This is a genomic window from Kitasatospora atroaurantiaca (genome assembly GCF_007828955.1).
GTDB classification, from domain to species: domain Bacteria; phylum Actinomycetota; class Actinomycetes; order Streptomycetales; family Streptomycetaceae; genus Kitasatospora; species Kitasatospora atroaurantiaca.
Genome location: NZ_VIVR01000001.1, coordinates 1,343,019 through 1,359,518 on the forward strand (window position 1 = coordinate 1,343,019; position 16,500 = coordinate 1,359,518).

At 71.1% G+C, this 16,500-nt stretch carries 16 protein-coding genes and 1 pseudogene; 11 read left to right on the forward strand and 6 right to left on the reverse strand.

Features of this window, described 5'->3' with window-relative positions; translation table 11 throughout:
- Positions 1 to 59 precede the first annotated feature (59 nt).
- From FB465_RS06030 to FB465_RS06050, 5 genes are all read left to right on the forward strand, one after another.
- On the forward strand, positions 60 to 1,598 hold the full coding sequence (locus FB465_RS06030; protein ID WP_145788250.1) for a ricin-type beta-trefoil lectin domain protein: 1,539 nt from the start codon (positions 60 to 62) through the stop codon (positions 1,596 to 1,598).
- A gap of 349 nt (positions 1,599 to 1,947) precedes the next feature.
- Positions 1,948 to 3,192: an aspartate aminotransferase family protein gene (locus tag FB465_RS06035; RefSeq protein WP_246192535.1), complete on the forward strand. Its 1,245-nt coding sequence runs from the start codon at positions 1,948 to 1,950 to the stop codon at positions 3,190 to 3,192.
- 36 nt (positions 3,193 to 3,228) lie between these two features.
- Complete coding sequence (locus FB465_RS06040; RefSeq protein ID WP_145788254.1) at positions 3,229 to 4,341, forward strand: CapA family protein; 1,113 nt, start codon at positions 3,229 to 3,231, stop codon at positions 4,339 to 4,341.
- An 11-nt stretch (positions 4,342 to 4,352) separates the two neighbouring features.
- Entirely contained in the window at positions 4,353 to 5,000 is a 648-nt protein-coding gene (locus tag FB465_RS06045) for a protein-L-isoaspartate(D-aspartate) O-methyltransferase (RefSeq protein ID WP_145788255.1), read from the forward strand.
- A gap of 258 nt (positions 5,001 to 5,258) precedes the next feature.
- On the forward strand, positions 5,259 to 6,371 hold the full coding sequence (locus FB465_RS06050) for a glycoside hydrolase family 19 protein (protein WP_342791783.1): 1,113 nt from the start codon (positions 5,259 to 5,261) through the stop codon (positions 6,369 to 6,371).
- A gap of 95 nt (positions 6,372 to 6,466) precedes the next feature.
- On the opposite strand, the pseudogene FB465_RS06055 reads toward FB465_RS06050, so the two are convergent.
- Positions 6,467 to 6,790 (reverse strand): annotated as a pseudogene (locus tag FB465_RS06055) (phosphohydrolase); the annotation flags it as partial.
- Between the two features lie 326 nt (positions 6,791 to 7,116).
- On the opposite strand from FB465_RS06055, the gene FB465_RS06060 reads away from it, so the two are divergent.
- The 4 genes from FB465_RS06060 (at position 7,117) to FB465_RS06080 (ending at position 11,012) form a co-directional block, all read left to right on the forward strand.
- Positions 7,117 to 7,476, forward strand: a complete 360-nt coding sequence (locus tag FB465_RS06060) for a zinc ribbon domain-containing protein YjdM (protein WP_145788257.1) — start codon at positions 7,117 to 7,119, stop codon at positions 7,474 to 7,476.
- Positions 7,477 to 7,828: 352 nt separating this feature from the next.
- A complete protein-coding gene (locus tag FB465_RS06070; protein WP_145788261.1) occupies positions 7,829 to 8,950 on the forward strand; it encodes a DegT/DnrJ/EryC1/StrS family aminotransferase in 1,122 nt (373 codons plus the stop codon).
- Positions 8,951 to 8,960: 10 nt separating this feature from the next.
- The gene (locus FB465_RS06075) at positions 8,961 to 9,902 is read left to right on the forward strand and encodes an NAD-dependent epimerase/dehydratase family protein (RefSeq protein ID WP_145788263.1); all 942 of its coding nucleotides are present in this window, start codon (positions 8,961 to 8,963) and stop codon (positions 9,900 to 9,902) included.
- A gap of 21 nt (positions 9,903 to 9,923) precedes the next feature.
- Positions 9,924 to 11,012, forward strand: a complete 1,089-nt coding sequence (locus tag FB465_RS06080; protein WP_145788264.1) for an MGDG synthase family glycosyltransferase — start codon at positions 9,924 to 9,926, stop codon at positions 11,010 to 11,012.
- A 29-nt stretch (positions 11,013 to 11,041) separates the two neighbouring features.
- On the opposite strand, the gene FB465_RS06085 is transcribed toward FB465_RS06080, so the two are convergent.
- From FB465_RS06085 to FB465_RS06100, 4 genes are all read right to left on the reverse strand, one after another.
- Positions 11,042 to 11,785, reverse strand: a complete 744-nt coding sequence (locus tag FB465_RS06085) for a polysaccharide deacetylase family protein (protein WP_246192536.1) — start codon at positions 11,783 to 11,785, stop codon at positions 11,042 to 11,044.
- Between the two features lie 5 nt (positions 11,786 to 11,790).
- A complete protein-coding gene (locus FB465_RS06090; RefSeq protein WP_246192537.1) occupies positions 11,791 to 12,630 on the reverse strand; it encodes an SDR family NAD(P)-dependent oxidoreductase in 840 nt (279 codons plus the stop codon).
- A gap of 124 nt (positions 12,631 to 12,754) precedes the next feature.
- Positions 12,755 to 13,579, reverse strand: a complete 825-nt coding sequence (locus FB465_RS06095; protein ID WP_211785732.1) for a DMT family protein — start codon at positions 13,577 to 13,579, stop codon at positions 12,755 to 12,757.
- A 216-nt stretch (positions 13,580 to 13,795) separates the two neighbouring features.
- Entirely contained in the window at positions 13,796 to 14,452 is a 657-nt protein-coding gene (locus tag FB465_RS06100; RefSeq protein ID WP_145788268.1) for a DUF998 domain-containing protein, read from the reverse strand.
- A gap of 114 nt (positions 14,453 to 14,566) precedes the next feature.
- Here FB465_RS06100 and FB465_RS06105 point away from each other — a divergent pair, with 114 nt between their 5' ends.
- The gene (locus FB465_RS06105) at positions 14,567 to 15,007 is read left to right on the forward strand and encodes a helix-turn-helix transcriptional regulator (RefSeq protein ID WP_145788270.1); all 441 of its coding nucleotides are present in this window, start codon (positions 14,567 to 14,569) and stop codon (positions 15,005 to 15,007) included.
- A gap of 37 nt (positions 15,008 to 15,044) precedes the next feature.
- Positions 15,045 to 15,464: a VOC family protein gene (locus tag FB465_RS06110; RefSeq protein ID WP_145788272.1), complete on the forward strand. Its 420-nt coding sequence runs from the start codon at positions 15,045 to 15,047 to the stop codon at positions 15,462 to 15,464.
- 78 nt (positions 15,465 to 15,542) lie between these two features.
- On the opposite strand, the gene FB465_RS06115 is transcribed toward FB465_RS06110, so the two are convergent.
- Positions 15,543 to 16,445 (reverse strand): ABC transporter substrate-binding protein, encoded by a 903-nt coding sequence (locus FB465_RS06115; protein WP_170290508.1) that lies wholly within the window; start codon positions 16,443 to 16,445, stop codon positions 15,543 to 15,545.
- Positions 16,446 to 16,500: the final 55 nt, after the last annotated feature.

The window sequence follows — 16,500 nt, forward strand, 5'->3', positions numbered from 1 at the left end:
ATCACCATCTTCGTCGCCCGGGCAGGCGCTCGCTCTGGCGACGGGCGCGTTCCGTCGTCGTGACGCTTGCACTGGTCGGCGGGCTGCAGGGCGGACTGGCCGGAGCGGCGTTGGCGGACCCGGCGGTATCGCTGTGCACCTCCGTCAACGGGCCGTTCGGCTCGGCAACCGTGGGCGGCGGCCGGTACCGGATCATGCCCGACGAGTGGAACTCCTCGGCCGAGGTGTGCATGAGCAGCGACGGCGGTGCGAACTTCACCGTCACCAGCAGCGCGCTCACCAACGCCACCAACACCAGGCCCGGGGCGCCGGGCGCGTACACGCGCATCGAGTACGTGCCGCGGGCCGGTGAGCTCCCCATGCCGGTGGCCACGATGGGTGACACCCTGACCAGCTGGCGGACCACCACCGGCGCCGCCGGGCAGTACAACGTGGCGTACGACCTCTGGTACGCGGACGCCGGCGCCGGGTGCGGCCCGACGACCTCGCACGAGCTGATGATCTGGCTCAACCGGCAGGGCGGCCCGGTCCCGCTGGGCAGCGCCACCCAGCAGGTCACCCTCGGCGGCCGGGCCTACCAGGTCTACCAGTGGCAGGACGCCATCAGCGGCAAGCAGGTGATCAGCTACCTGATGTCCAGTCCGACCAACTCCGTCTATGACCTGAACCTGCGGACGATCACCTCCGACGCAGTGGTCCGCGGATACGTCCCCGGCAACGGCGAACTCTGCTCCGTGCAGGCGGGCTTCGAGATCTGGAACGGTGGCACGGGGCTGGCCGCCACCTCCTTCTCCTACCAGCCCGCCGCCGGTCTCCCGACCGGCAACGTGACGTCCGGCCTTCCCGGCAAGTGCCTCGACATCGGGAACAACGCACCCAACCCCGCCGACTACAGCATGCCCGCGGACATCTGGGACTGCGCCGCAACGCCGGGCCAGACCTGGACCGTCGGCAACGACGGCACCGTCAAGGCCCTCGGCAAATGCCTCGACGTCACCAACGGCGGGCTCACCAACCGGACCCCGATCCAGCTCTACCCCTGCAACGGCACCGGCGCACAGGTGTGGACGCAGAACGCCAAGGGTCTGATGAACCCGCAGTCCGGCCTCTGCCTGGCCGACCCCGCCGCCTCGACCACCAACGGCACCCAGCTGATCCTCTGGACCTGCGGCGCGAGCGGACAGGACTGGCGGTACCCGTACGGCGGGCAGCCGATCTGGAGCGCCTTCACCAACAAGGCGACCAACTACTGCCTGAGCGGCGGAGTCGAGAACGCCACCTCGGTCAGCCTCCACACCTGCAGCACCACCCCCACCCCGCCCCAGAACTGGGAACTCGTCAACGACGGCACCCTCCGCACCTCCACCGGCGCCTGCCTGGACGCGGGCACCGCCGGCACCAACGGCACTACGGTCCAACTCGCCCCGTGCTCGGGAACGACGGCGCAGCAGTGGCTGCTGTCGCCGACCGGCTACCTGCTGAACCCCCCGTCCGGCAAGTGCCTGGACGACCCGAGGTCCACCGCCGTCCCGGGCACCCCCCTGAACCTGTGGACCTGCAACGGCACCGGCGCACAGGTCTGGTACTCGGCGGCCTGACCGCAGGCCGGAAGCACACGCCGCAGGTCCGGGGCAGAGCACCAGCCCTCCCGGGCCTGCGGCGTGCCCGTCCCTGCCACGACGCCTGTCCTCGGTTGAGCATGACCAGAAGTCGCGTCGGACCGGCGTGGGTGGCTCCGGAGTCACCGCAGGTCGCAGAGGGTATCGGGGACCCCGTGTCGGCCCCGATTGACCGTCGTACGGGCCGGGTCTGGGGTAGCTTGCCTGAAGGCGTCCGTGCGTTCCGGCCGCTCGGTGTTCTGGCTGCTCGACCGGCGCGAAGTCGACGCTGTCGCAAGGAAAGTGAGAGCCTCGCATGTCGAACCTGCTCAGCCGTCATCGTGCGGTCATGCCGTCGTGGGTGTCGCTCTACTACGACGAGCCGATCGAGATCGTGAGTGGCAAGGGGTGCCGCGTCACGGACTCCGACGGGCGGAGTTATCTCGACTTCTTCGCCGGCATCCTCACCAACATGCTCGGGTACGACGTGCCCGAGGTACGGGAAGCCGTCGAGCGGCAGCTGCGCACCGGGGTCGCGCACACCTCCACGCTGTATCTCATCCGCTCCCAGGTGGAGTTGGCCGAGAAGATCGCGGAGCTGTCGGGCATCGCGAACGCCAAGGTGTTCTTCACCAACTCCGGCACCGAGGCAACCGAGACGGCGCTCCTGCTCGCCACCAACGCCCGCCGGTCCGACCAGGTGCTTGCCATGCGCAACAGTTACCACGGACGCTCGTACGGGGCCATGGCCGTCACGGGCAATCGGAGTTGGAAGAACTCCTCGCTCTCGCCCGTCAACGTGCACTATCTGCACGGCACCGACCGCGCGCGCTTCCCGCACCTGTCGGACGAGGCCTTCCTTGCCTTCTGCGCGGACGATCTGCGGCACGTCCTCGACACGGCCACCGCCACCGACGTCGCCTGCCTGATCGCGGAGCCCGTCCAGGGCGTCGGCGGATTCACCGCCGCACCCGACGGACTCTTCACCGCGTACCGGGAGATCCTGGACCAGCACGGGATCCTGCTGGTCTCGGACGAGGTGCAGACCGGCTGGGGCCGTACCGGAGAGCACTTCTGGGGCATTCAGGCCCATGGCGTGACACCCGACATCATGACCTTTGCCAAGGGCCTGGGGAACGGCTTCGCCATCGGCGGTGTCGTCGCCGACGGCAGGCTGATGGACGCCCTTCCCGCCTACGGCATCTCCACCTTCGGCGGCAACCCGATCGCGACGGCGGCGGCCAAGGCCACCCTCGACTACCTGCTCGCCCACGACCTCCAGGCCCACGCGCACCGGATCGGCCGCATGCTGATCGACGGCCTGCGGGCCGCGGCGGAACGGCTTCCGGTCGCGGGAGACGTCCGAGGCAAGGGCCTGATGTTCGCCGTCGACCTGGTCGACCCTGACACGGGAGCCCCGAGCCCTTCGCTGGCCGGCCGGGTGATGGAGGAGTCGAAGGAGCGGGGCCTGCTCATCGGCAAGGGCGGTCTCTACGGCCACACCCTGCGGATGGCTCCCCCGCTCACCCTGAGCGAGGACGAGGCCAGGGACGGACTCGGCATCCTCGTCGACTCACTCACCGCCGTCTGCTGACCCCGAGCAGGTCCGAGGTGGGCCTAGCGTTGAACCATGAGCACCGGCCCGGTGAGCCTGTTTCTCTGCGGCGACGTGATGCTCGGCCGCGGCATCGACCAGATCCTGCCGCACCCGGGTGACCCGACGCTGCGGGAGCCGTACGTCCGGGATGCGCGGTACTACGTCGAGTCGGCGGAGACTGCGAACGGCCCGATCCCTTGTCCGGTCGACTTCTCCTGGCCCTGGGGCGAGGCCCTGCGACTGCTCGACGAGGCCGCGCCCGAGGTCCGGGTGCTGAATCTGGAAACGTCCGTCACCCGGAGCGACGACTTCGCACCGGGCAAGGAAGTGCACTACCGGATGACCCCGGCCAACCTGCCGTGCCTGGAAGCGGCCCGGCCCGACGTCTGTGTACTGGCGAACAACCACGTACTGGACTTCGGCCACCTCGGGCTCGAAGAGACGCTCGGCGTCTTGGCGAGTGCGGGGCTGCAGACGGTGGGGGCGGGAAGGGACGCCGGTACGGCACGGCAACCCGCGATCGTCCCGGTCGACGGCGGCAGGCGGGTGGTGGTCTTCGCGTTCGGGACGGCGTCCAGCGGGATTCCGTCGACGTGGGCCGCTGCCGAGGATCGGGCCGGCGTCTACGTCGTATCCGAGGCATCGGACGCCGACGCGGCCGAAATCGTCGATCGAGTGGAGCAGGTCAAGCAGCCGGGCGACGTCGTCGTCGCCTCGATCCACTGGGGGTCCAACTGGGGCTACAGCGTCTCCCGAGCTCAGATCCGCTTCGCGCATGCACTGATCGACCGCGGTGTCGACGTGGTGTATGGGCACTCCTCGCACCATCCCCGCCCCGTCGAGGTCTACCGCGGACGGCTCGTCCTCTACGGCTGTGGCGACTTCATCGACGACTACGAGGGCATCTCCGGCTACGAGCAGTACCGGGACGACCTGCGGCTGCTGTACTTCATCTCGGTGGAGCCGGACACGGGAGAACTGATCAGCGCACGAATGGTGCCCGTACAGGCACGGAAGATGCGCCTTGAGCACGCCTCGCACGGAGACTCCCAGTGGGAACAGGAGGTTCTCGACCGGGTCAGTCGCAGCTTCGGCACCCGAATCGATCTTGGTTCGGACGGCGTGCCGACTCTCCGGCGGACATAAGGGAAGCGGACGTGACCCGAGACCTCCCTCTCGCTCCCGAAGACCTCGTCCAGGCCGTCCGGCGAGCCGGCATCAGCGATGAGCGCGTGCTCGACGCCTTGCGGGCGACGCCCCGCGCGGGATTCGTCCCCGCCCACCACGTCGCACTCGCCTACACCGACACGCCCATCCCGATCCCCCACGGACAGGTGACCACGCAGCCCTCGCTCTCGGCGAGGATGATCGAAGGCCTGGAACTCACCGGGACGGAACATGTCCTCGAAATCGGGACCGGCCTGGCCTTCCAGACCGCCCTGCTCGCCCGTCTGGCCGCAGACGTCGTGAGCATCGAGATGTGGCCGGACCTGGTTCGACAGGCGCGGCAGAATCTCGCCCACCAGGGCATTCGCAACGTGGAGCTGCGCGCCGGGGACGGCAGTTGCGGCGTGCCGGAGCGAGCCCCGTACGACGCCGTCATCGTCTCGGCCGCCTTCCTCGAAGTCCCTCCGCCGCTGGTCGAGCAGCTTCGGCTCAGCGGCCGCCTGGTGCAGCCCATCGGACCGGGCGGCCAGGAGCAGGTCGTGTCCTTCCGACGCACCGCCGCGGGGCTGGAACACCGGCAGGTCCTCACCTGGGCCAGGTTCGTCCGCCTGATCGGACGCTACGGCTTCCCGGCCTGAGCCACGTCACTCCGGCACGTCCCTGTTCCGGCAGCGGTTGCGCCCCACCCATACCGGCCCGCTGGGCCTTGGCCACCGCGCGGAGCGTAGGAAGTCCTGGAGAGATCCGAACGAATGGCCAATGGCTCTGCGAAGACACTTTACTGACGGTTCATCAGATAAGGATGACTTAAGGTCTAGACCTATTGACAGGTATCGACCACTTCGATTGAGTGCTGGCACGACCCCCGCTCGCAACCCCCACACGAGGAGTGGCACGTGTCGAAGCACCGGAGCACCAGCTCCAAACAGCGGATCATCGCCTTCCTGGCCGCCGTCGCGGCCGCGGTCGGCCTGGCGACCTTCCTGCCGATGGCCTCGTCCGCGTTCGCGGCGACCTGCGCGTCGCCCTGGACGGCCTCCGCCGTCTACACCGGAGGCATGAGCGCCTCCTACGGCGGCCACAACTGGTCCGCGAAGTGGTGGACCCAGGGCGAGACGCCGAGCACCGGCGGCTCGGGCGTCTGGGCCGACCAGGGCGGCTGCGGCGGCGGCACGCCGAGCCCGACGCCTACCCCGCCCGCCGGGTCCTGCACCTACCCCGCCTGGGTGGCCGGCCAGACGTACACCACCGGCAGCATCGTGCGCTACACCGACGGCAACCTCTACATAGCGGAGCACGACAACCCGGGCTACGACCCGGTCATCAGCACCTGGTACTGGGACCCGTACAGCTGCTCCGGCGGCAGCACCACGACCCCGCCCGCCCCCGGCGGATTCGTGGTCTCCGAGGCGCAGTTCAACCAGATGTTCCCGAACCGGAACTCCTTCTACACCTACGCCGGCCTGACCGCCGCACTGAGCGCCTATCCCGGCTTCGCGAACACCGGCTCCGACACCGTCAAGAAGCAGGAGGCGGCGGCGTTCCTCGCCAACGTCAGCCACGAGACCGGCGGGCTGGTCTACATCGTCGAGCAGAACACCGCCAACTACTCGCACTACTGCGACACGTCGCAGTCGTACGGCTGCCCGGCCGGCCAGTCCGCCTACTACGGCCGCGGCCCGATCCAGCTGAGCTGGAACTTCAACTACAAGGCCGCCGGCGACGCACTCGGCATCAACCTGCTCAACAACCCCAACCTGGTGCAGACCGACGCCGCAGTCGCCTGGAAGACCGGCCTCTGGTACTGGAACACCCAGAACGGCCCGGGCACCATGACCGCGCACAACGCGATGGTCAACGGGTACGGCTTCGGTGAGACGATCCGCAGCATCAACGGCTCGCTGGAGTGCAACGGCGGCAACCCCGCTCAGGTGCAGAGCCGGATCAACTCGTACCAGAACTTCACCTCGATCCTGGGCGTCCCGACCGGGAGCAACCTCTCCTGCTGAGCCGGCCCGGACACCACTGATCACCTGCGCGCCCTGCTCACCGGCCCCGCCAGTGAGCAGGGCGCGCCGACCGGGCGTTGGCCGGCCCGGCACGTGACGCCGCGGGCCAGCAGGAGTTCACGCCCGGCCTCCTCGTGCGCCGAGCCGCCACCGGACAGCTCGGCAACGTGCACCGCCTTGCCCACGTCGTGCGTGGCCGCCCCGAACAGCACCGCCTCGCGGTCGAAGGTCAGCCCTGGGTGGCGCTGCCCTGTCCAGTCGACGAGTTGGTGCGCCACGTCGTGGACGGCTCGTAGGTGGGCCGCAAGCCGTGGTGGAGCCTCCAGGCTCTGCAGCAGCTCGGCCACTCCTTCCGGCAGCGGACGCAGCGGCGGCTCGGCCTTGTCGTGCAGGGCCCGCAGCAGGAGGTCGGCACTCATCACCGCGCCAGGGTACTCAGATCAGACGGACCGGCCGCGGCGTTCCGCTCGCCCGGGACGCCGCCTCGCCGCGCTGCTTCGGCGCTCGTCCTTCTTGGCGGCCTCCGGCCAAGGACGCCATTGTTCGCCCTGCCGAACAGTCCCTGGATTTCGCAGGGGAAGAATGGCAGGCGGAACTCGAGCTCCAACTACCGGCAAAGCGCCAGCCCCGCGCCATTGGGCTGGATATCGGCCGGTGGTCTTCTCTCGTGAAACCGGCCATAACCCACCGTTGTCACCCGTGCACGCGGCAGGGCTCCGTACCGGAGTTCGGATATCCTGGCGGAATGAGTGAGAACCTGCCCCCGTGCCCGAAGTGCTCCAGCGAGTACACCTACGAGATGAACGCTCTGATGGTGTGCCCGGAGTGCGGCAATGAATGGGTTTCCGCCGAGGGCGCCGCGGATGACGCGAGTGGCTCCGGAGAACGGGTGGTCAAGGACTCCGTCGGCAATGTGCTGAGCGACGGCGACACCGTGACCGTCGTCAAGGCCCTCAAGGTCAAGGGAAGCCCCTCGGGAATCAAGGCGGGGACCAAGGTGCGCAATATCCGCCTGGTCGACGGAGTCGACGGCCACGACATCGACTGCAAGATCGACGGGTTCGGCGCCATGCAGCTCAAGTCGAGCGTGGTCAAGAAGGCCTGACCTACGGCCGGCGCTCGTTCGGGCAACGCCGGCATGCAGGTGTGGTGCAGTTCGAAATCTGCGGGTCGTGACTCCCCGGTCACGGTCCGCCTTTTCGCGTCGTGGGCATGGTCGCCTGCGCGTCGGGCGCGTCGGGCGCGTCGGGCGCGTCGGGCGCGTCGGGCGCGTCGGGCGCGTGCCACGGACGGCCCCGGCGATCTCGTCCGGTCTCGGGCACGCCCTGGACGGCCCGGCGGCTGCTCCAGGCGGGTCCTTCTCTCTCAGCGTCCCGGAAATCCCGCCGTGATCGCGGTAGCGTCGAGCCGTATGCCCGCTTTGGGCAGTTATATCCGCTCGATGTCGGAGGTGCTGTGTGGCTGTTCCCGCCGCACGAATCGTGTTCGGGCCACAGGACCGGGCCGCGGTCGCCGATGCCGTCACGGAGATCCTGACCAGTGGGGCACTGACCCTGGGGCCGTACACCGAGCGGTTCGAGTCGTCGTTCGCCGCCGCGCATCGGGCACCGCACGCGGTGGCCGTCTCCAGCGGGACGGCGGCGCTGGAGATCGCGCTCCGGATCGTCGGGGTCTCCGGCCGGGACGTGGTCGTCCCCGCCAACACCTTCTACGCCACCGCCGCGGCGGTGATCCACGCCGGCGGCCGTCCGGTCTTCGCCGATGTGTCGGCCTCGACCTTCGCGCTGAGCGCGGCCGGTCTCAAGGCGGCGCTCACCCCGTCGACGGCGGCCGTCGTGCTGGTCCACATCGGCGGGCTGATCACCCCGGAGACCGACGAGCTGCGCCGGCTCTGCGACGAGCAGGGCATCGCGCTCATCGAGGACGCCGCCCACGCCCACGGCTGCACGTACGACGGCAGGTTCGCCGGCTCCTTCGGCCAGGTCGGGGCCTTCTCGTTCTACCCCACCAAGGTGACCACCAGCGGTGAGGGCGGGATGCTGCTCACCTCGTCCGAGCAGTTCCGCGACGAGGCCCGGCTCTACCGCGACCAGGGCAAGGGCAGCTTCTCCGCCAACCACCATGTGCGGCACGGCTCGGCCTGGCGGCTCAGCGAGCTGAACGCCGCGGTGGGCGAGGTCCATCTGCGGCACCTGGAGGACTTCGTCGAGGCCCGCCGCCGGGTCGCCCGGACCTACACCGCCGAGCTGGCGGGCCTGGACGGCCTGCGACCGCTGACCGAGCCGGAGAAGTGCCGCGGCAACTTCTACAAGTACATCGCCCTGCTGCCGCACGGCGTGGACCGGACGCGGTTCAAGACCGCCGTCGCCGAATCCGGCGTCCGGCTGTCCGGCGAGGTCTACGACCTGCCGCTGCATCACCAACCCGTACTCACCGAGTACGCCGACGGCCCGCTGCCGGTGGCGGAGGACGTCTGCGCACGGCACGTCTGCCTGCCGATCCACTCCGACATGCACGACGACGAAGTCGACCAGGTACTGACCGCCGTGTCTGCCGCATACGCGGCCGTAGCCGGCTGAGAGAGGCGTCATGAGGATTGCTGTCACCGGGGGCTGCGGGTTCATCGGCTCCCATGTCGTCGACCGGTTGCTGGCGGCCGGACACCAGGTGGTGGTCGTGGACACGGCGGCTCGCCGGGCCGGGCCGGACGCCGAGTACGCCCGGGTGGACATCCTCGACCTGCCCGGCCTGACGGCCGCGCTGGCGGACAGTGAGGTGGTGTTCCACCTGGCCGCGATGGCCGATGTGGACCAGCTGGTCGCGACCCCGGTCGAGGCCGTGCGGGCCAACGTCGAGGGCACCGCCTCCGTCCTTGAGGCGGCTCGGCGCTGCGGCGCCAGCCGGGTGGTGCTGGCCAGCTCCGTCTGGGTCTACGACGCCGTCCACGCGGCGGCCGACCGCGACGAGGCCGAGCTGACCGAGGACGCCCCGATCGACCTCAGCCGCGGCGGCCATCTCTACCTCTCCGGCAAGCTGTCCGCCGAACTGATCGCGCACAGCTACCGCGAGACCTACGGCCAGCACTTCACCGTCCTGCGCTACGGCGTCCCGTACGGTCCGCGGATGCGCGACGAACTGGTCGTCGCCCGCTTCGTTCAGGCCGCCCTGACCGGAAAGCCGATCACCATCGCCGGCGACGGGCGCCAGACCCGGAACTACGTCTACGTCGAGGACCTCGCCGAGGCACACGTCCGCGCGCTGTCCCCGGAGGCCCAGGACCAGACCTTCGCGCTGGAGGGCAACACCGCCGTCTCGGTCCGGGAGATCGCCGACACCGTGCAGTCGCTGTTGGGTACGGCCACGATCGAGCACATCCCGGCCCGCACCGCCGACTACCACAACGGCCGCCGGGTCTCGAACGCGAAGGCCAAGCGACTGCTCGACTGGTCGCCGACCACCACCTTCGAGGAGGGCGTCCGGCGCTACCTGGAGTGGTACCGGTCCCCGGCCGGAAAGCCCGGAAGCAACTGACGGACCGTCCGAGGAGACTCCGTGCCCCACGCGCTGCTGCTCTCCGGCTCGCTCGGCCAGGGCCATGACGTGATGGCCCTGGCCTGCGCCGACTCGTTGAGCCAACGAGGCTGGACCACCGGCACCCGGGACGCAATGCGGCTGCTGGGCCGGACGGCCGGGGCCGCCGGCGAGGGCGTGTTCCGGCGGATGCTCGCCGTGCCCGGCGTCTACGACGCCTTCCACTTCTCCGCGCTGCGACCGGGGAACCAGCTCGCCCTGCTCGCCGACTCCGCCGCACGCCGCCGACTGGCTCCGCGGCTGCGCCGACTGCTCGACGAGGAGCCCGCCGACCTCGTGGTCTCGGTGTTCGCCACGGCCGCCTCGGCGGTCAATCAGGTCCGGGCCGGCCGCGGTCCGGCCCCCGTTCATATGGTCTTCTGCACGGATGTGACGCCGCATCGGCTGTGGGTGCACGAGGAGACCGACATGTTCCTGGTCACCTCGGAGGTCGCCGCCTGCGGGGTCCGTCGCTACCGGCCGGACGCCGAGATCGCCGTCGTCCCGCCGCCCCTGCGAGCCGGTTTCTACACCCCGCCCACCCGCGCCGCGGCCCGGGCCGAGTTCGGGATCCCCGACGACGCCGAATGCGTCCTGCTGATGTCGGGTGCCTGGGGGCTCGGCCCGGTGGCCGAGGCCGCCGAGGCGCTCGCCGCCGCCGGGCCGCACGTGCTCGCCGTCGCGGGCCGCAACCGTGCCCTCGAGGCCCGGCTGCGGGATCTCGAGCGCCGACAGCACCGGGTGCACGCCTTCGGTCTCACCGACCGCGTCCCGTCCCTGATGGCGGCCGCCGACCTGGTCGTCACCAGCTCGGGCGACACCTGCAGCGAGGCCCGGGCGCTCGGCCGCCCCCTGCTCCTGCTGGACGTGGTCCAGGGCCATGGCCGGGACAACCTCCAGCACGAGCTGGAACTCGGCCACGCGGAGGTGTCGTCGGCCCGCCCGCACGAGGTGGTTCGGAACGCGCTGGCCGCCCTGACCCGGGCGGGTGTCTCCGCTCCGGCCACACCGACTCGGGCGGGCTGGGAGAAGGCGTTCTCGGACGCGCTGGCCCGGGTGGGTCTCGCCTGACGGAGGCAGCTTGCCGCCGGCTGTCCAGGTCAGCGAAGCCCGTGGTCCCGCAGTGGGCCGACCTCCAGGCCGAGTTCCCGGCACCGCTCCACCGCCCGCGGCAGGGCGCCGAGCGCAGTGCGCCACGAGCCGGGCGGCGAGGTGCAGTCCGAGTCGTGCAGCAGCACGGTCGCGCCAGCGCGCAGCTCCGGCAGGAGGGTCGCGTGGACCGAGGCCGGGGACGCCCCCGCCGTCCACTCCCGGCCCCAGGCGGTCCACAGCACCGGCCGCAGCTCCAGCTGCCGCGCGGCGGCGCGCAGACCGCGGGTGAGCACCCCGTACGGCGGCCGGTACCAGCGCGGTGGCTGCCTGCAGACCGTGGCGATCAGATCGGCGGCGCGGGTCAGTTCGGCCAGGTCGCGCCGGGCCGCCGGCCGCCAGGGCACCCGGTGGTACCAGCCGTGAACGGCCACCTCGTGCCCGCGGGCGACCAACTCCCGGCCCAGGTCCGGTGACCGCTCCAGCTCGCTGCCGAGCAGGAAGAAGGTGGCCCGGACGTCCAGCTGGTCGAGCAGCTTCAGGAACCGGGGGGTGCCCTCGGGGTCCGGGCCGTCGTCGAAGGTCAGCGCCACATGGGTCGGCCGGCCGTACCCGGCCAGCTCGCGGCAGGCGAGCCTCCGGACCGGCGCGAGCCGGCTCACCGCCGGTGCCAGATGGACCGCCTCCACGGCGGAGGCGGCGAGCAGCACGGGGGCCATCGGTGTGAACCGCACCCGGGTCGGTGGGCGGCCCATCGGCATCAGCCGAACCTCGCGGCCAGCCGCTCGAACAGACCGGGCGCGACGCCGTGGACGCGTTCCGGCACCCGAAGCCACCACGGGACGAAGAGCCGGTCACGGCGTCCCGTGATCCCGGCGACGATCGTGTCGGCGACCCGCTCGGGCGTCACCGCGCGTGGCCACGCGCGGTCGTACGGGCTGCCGCGTCGGCGGAAGAACGGCGTGTCCACCACCCCGGGCAGGACCACGCTGACCCGCACCCCGGTGCCCCGCAGCTCGTACCGCAGGCTCTCGGCGAACATGCCCAGCGCGGCCTTGGTCGCCGTGTAGACGGCCTCCTCCCCGACCCCGACCGCGCCGGCGATGGACCCCACCAGAACGATCCGGCCGGACCCTCGGGCGGTCATGCCGGGGAGCAGCAGCCGGGCCAGCTGGAGGGGTGCGATCAGATTCAGCGTGATCATCCGCTCCAGTACGTCCGGCGGCATCCCGGCGAAGGGCCCGCGCCAGCCCACGCCGGCGTTGGCGATCAGCACGTCCACCCGGCCGGTGGCGGCCTGGGCCCACGAGGCGAGCCGGTCGGGACCGTCCGGACGGCACAGGTCGCCGGCCATCGCGTGGCCCCCGGTGAGGCGGGCGATCTCCGTGAGCCGTTCGGGGTCGGTGCCGGAGAGCAGCGGGTACCAGCCGAGGGCGGCGAGCCGCAGGGCGGTGGCGCGGCCGATGCCCGAGGAGGCGCCGGTGACCAGCGCGACCGGCAGTTCCGTCGTGATCCTGGCGGCAGGACCGGGCGTCCCGAGAACCGCCCGCCCGGAGCCTGACGAGCTGCCGGCGGGCGTTCCCGACAGTCCCTCGTTCACTTCGCCCACCTGCGCTCCCTGTCGGCGGATCACGCTCTGTGCCCCTTCGGCCACCATCGCACGCCCCGGCCGGAGCCGCCCGTCGCCTCGGGCGGGGAACCGGGGGCAGGCGGTCCGCTGACGGTCAGGACTCCAGCTCTCCGAAGCGCGCGAGGGCGAAGGTCCCGCCGACGGCGAGGACGAAGCCCGCCACCGCCGCCCACGTGTAGCCGGGCCGGGGCCGGTCCCCCAGAACGGCCACGCCGATCAGCCCGGGGACGACGGTCTCCCCCACGATCACCGCCGCGATCACCGCCGTCATCGCTCCCCGCTGGAGCGCCAGGGCGTACCACAGGTACGCGGCGGTACCGCCGATCGCCAGGGCGTACGCGGCGGCCTCGGTGAACACGCCGAGCGGGGTGCCCGGCGAGAGCACCCGGACCGCCAGGCTGACCACGCCGAAGCCCATGCCCGCGAGAAAGCCGAGCGCCGCCGCGACGGGGGTGCCGCGCCCGCGCGTCAGCAGCAGACCGACCGCGACCGTCCCGACCGCCCCGGCGAGCAGCCCCAGCTGGAAGGCCGTCCCGCCGTCCGCGTGTCCTTCCGGGCCGGAGCCCAGGCCGAGGAGGACGAGGCCGACGCAGACCGCGAACAGACCGGCGGTGTCGCGGCGGCCGAGGCTGATTCCGAGCAGCCACATCGCCGCCAGCGCGGTCACCGCGAGGCTGGCCCCGGTGACCGCCTGGACGACGAAGAGGGGCAGCCGGCGCAGCGCGATCACGACCATCACGAAGCCCGCGATGTCCAGCGCCGTACCCAGCAGGAACCACCGCGAGCGGAACACCGCTGCCAGCCTCCGTCGGCGCGGACCGCCTTCACCGCTCGCGGCCCTGGCTCCACGGGCCTGGAACACGGAGGCCAGCCCGTAGCAGAGGGTCGCCACCAGGGTGGCGGACAGTCCGAGCAGCATGAGTCCTCAGCGGGTTCGTGGGCGGCGGGCGGTGTCGTCACCAGTCTTCAACGCCCCGGACCGGCCCGCGCTCCGGACGCGAGCCGCGCCGACCGCCGTCATCCAGCCGGACGGATCGTCCGGCCTCTGCCGGTCAGGTGACCCACCGTCAGGAGGGACGAGCACTCGGCCGTCCCGTCATGGGACCGGGCCGCGGCGCGACCTTGCCCCTCCCGCTCACCGCCTCCAGGGGCGGCGATGGTTCTCCGCTTCCGACGGGCGCGGCCCGGCTGCTGCCGCTGCCGCCGCTATTGCGGAAGCGTGGAGCACGCAGGAGACCGCGACGATGAACGGCCAGAACGACTGAGCGGCTGTCACCACGCGTTCGGCCACGCCTGCCGCACCGTGATCGCGCAGTGCGAGCATGAACCACATCGCTCCGGCCAGCATCGACGCGGTCACCAGGACCGAGGGGGCCGGCTTGAGCCCCCAGGGCGCGAAGCGGCTGCGGTCCACGGCCAGACACGGCCATACCGACAGGAGCGCGAAGCCCACTCCCACCGCCGCACCGTGCCGTAGCGAGCCTCCACCTTGCGGCTGCGGGAACAGCGCCACCAGGATCGAGGCCACTCCCCCGCCGGCCAGCGCCGCCCGGCCGACGAGCGAGGCAGCGCGCAGCCCGAGAGCGGTGACGAAGTGACAGGCTCCGAGCCCGGCCAGCGCGCCCACCATCAGCCAGCGCCCGGGAGCTCCCTGGGCCGCCAGAGAGCTGATCGTCTGGGTGACGGGGTCGTAGCCGGGCCCTCGGAGGAGGTCCGCCAACGTCCAGCCACCGATCAGAACGACGGGCGCGCCGGCGGATGAGAGCAGGGCCCACCAGGGAACGAGTCGCATCGCTCCACCGTAGGTCGCGGATGCACGCCCGCCACTGACCGACCCGACCTGGCGACCCGGTTTACGACGAGCGTCGCTACGGACCCGGCCTCGCGCTGACTACCCTGGGGCCTCGTGGCCCCGCATCCCCCCGCCCGCCATCTGCTGCGTGCCAAGGACCTCGCCGACGCCCGGTACGCCGAGCCGCTCACGGTCGCCGAGCTCGCGGCGGCGGCCGGTCTGTCCCGGGCGCACTTCAGCCGCCAGTTCCGGCGTGCGTTCGGGGAGTCACCGCATGTGTACCTGCTGACCCGGCGGCTGGAGCGGGCGGCCACGCTGCTGCGGACCACCGACCGGGCGATCGCCACCATCTGCTTCGACGTGGGGCTGAACAGCCTCGGGTCGTTCACCACCAGCTTCACGCGGATGTTCGGGCTGACTCCCGCCGCCTACCGGGCCGCGTTCCCGCCGGCCGCCGCGCACGCGATCGTCCCGGGCTGCGTGCTGCGCGCCTACGGGCGCCCGCAACACCGCACGTTTCGAGAAGACGGTGCCCAGGGCCCCGGAATAGCGTGACGGTACCGCCGAAAAGAACGCGTACCGGGAGGATCCGATGATCAGAATCGCCACCGCGCAGCTCTGGGTCCACGACCAGGAGGAAGCGCTCGCCTTCTACACCAAGAGCGTCGGTCTGGAGGTCAGGTCCGACGTCACCCTCCCCGAGATGGGGAACTTCCGCTGGCTCACCGTCAGCCCGGCCGGGCAGGAGGACGTGGCCATCGTGCTGATGGCGATCCCCGGCCCTCCGGTGCTCGACGCCGAGACCGAGGCCCAGGTGCGCGAGCTGACCGCCAAGGGCGCGGCCGGCACCGTCTTCCTGACCACCGACGACTGCGACGCCGCCTACGCGGAGCTCTCGGCACGCGGCGTCGAGTTCAACGAGGAGCCGACCGACCGGCCCTACGGCCGCGACTGCGGGTTCCGCGACCCGTCCGGCAACAACATCCGTCTCACCCAGCTCCGGGAGATGTGACCACCACTACGGGCACGTCGCGGCCGGGTCCACCAACCAGCGGGTGTTCGACCGGCCGGACGAGGTGCTGCGGGTGGTTCAGCTGCTCCCGTTGACGACGGAGTTCTGGATCGCGCCGGCAGTCAGCTGCCGCTTCTCGAGGATGCCGGCGTACGTACTGTCCCTGACCAGCGAGTTCATCGCCTTCGTCAGGACGTCCCGCAGCACGCTGTCGCCCTTGCGGACGGCGATCCCGTAGGGCCGCGGCTGGAACTGGGGACCGGCGATGTCGAAGGCCTGCCCGCCGTCGACGGTCTGGACGTTGTACAGCGCCTTCGGGTAGTCGGTGAGGTATGCGTCCACCTGGCCGCCGTGCAGATCGGCCACGGCCTCCACGTCGGCGTTCGCCGGCAGGATCCTGAGGGGCTTGCCCAGGTGCTCGCACGCCTTCTGCTGGCGGGTCGCGAGATCCTCGTGGATGGTGCCCTTCTTCACCACGAGGGACTTGCCGCAGAGGTCGTCGAGCTTGGAGATCTTCTCGGGGTTCCCCTTGGCGACCGCCATCCCGAAGCCGGCCATGAAGTAGTCCACGAAGTCGACGCCGTCGTTGACCTGCTTGTTGTTCTTGTCGACACCCTGCTCGCGCTCGCGGGTGTCGGTGATGCCCGACATCCCGATGTCGTACTTCTTGTCCAGGAGCCCGGGGAGCACGTTCGCGAAGGGGCCGACGTCCTGGAACTCGAATCTGACGTCGAGCACCTTCTCCAGGGCCGCGGCGAGATCGGGGTCGAGGCCGTCCGGCTGTCCCTGCGGGTTACGGAAGATCATCGGGGCCGCCGTGAACGAGGCGCCCACCCGGATCACCCCGGCCTTGCGGATCGCCTCGGGCAGCTGGTCGCGCAGTGAGGCCTTGCCATCGCCCGCGCCGCAGGCGCTCAGCAGAAGAACACCACTGGTGACGGCGGCTATGGCGCCGCAGCGGCGGCTGGTGGAGGGGGTCATCTTCGATTTCTCCCGGGTGGTCGACGCACAGTGCCGGGGTTCGGGACATGGCGGC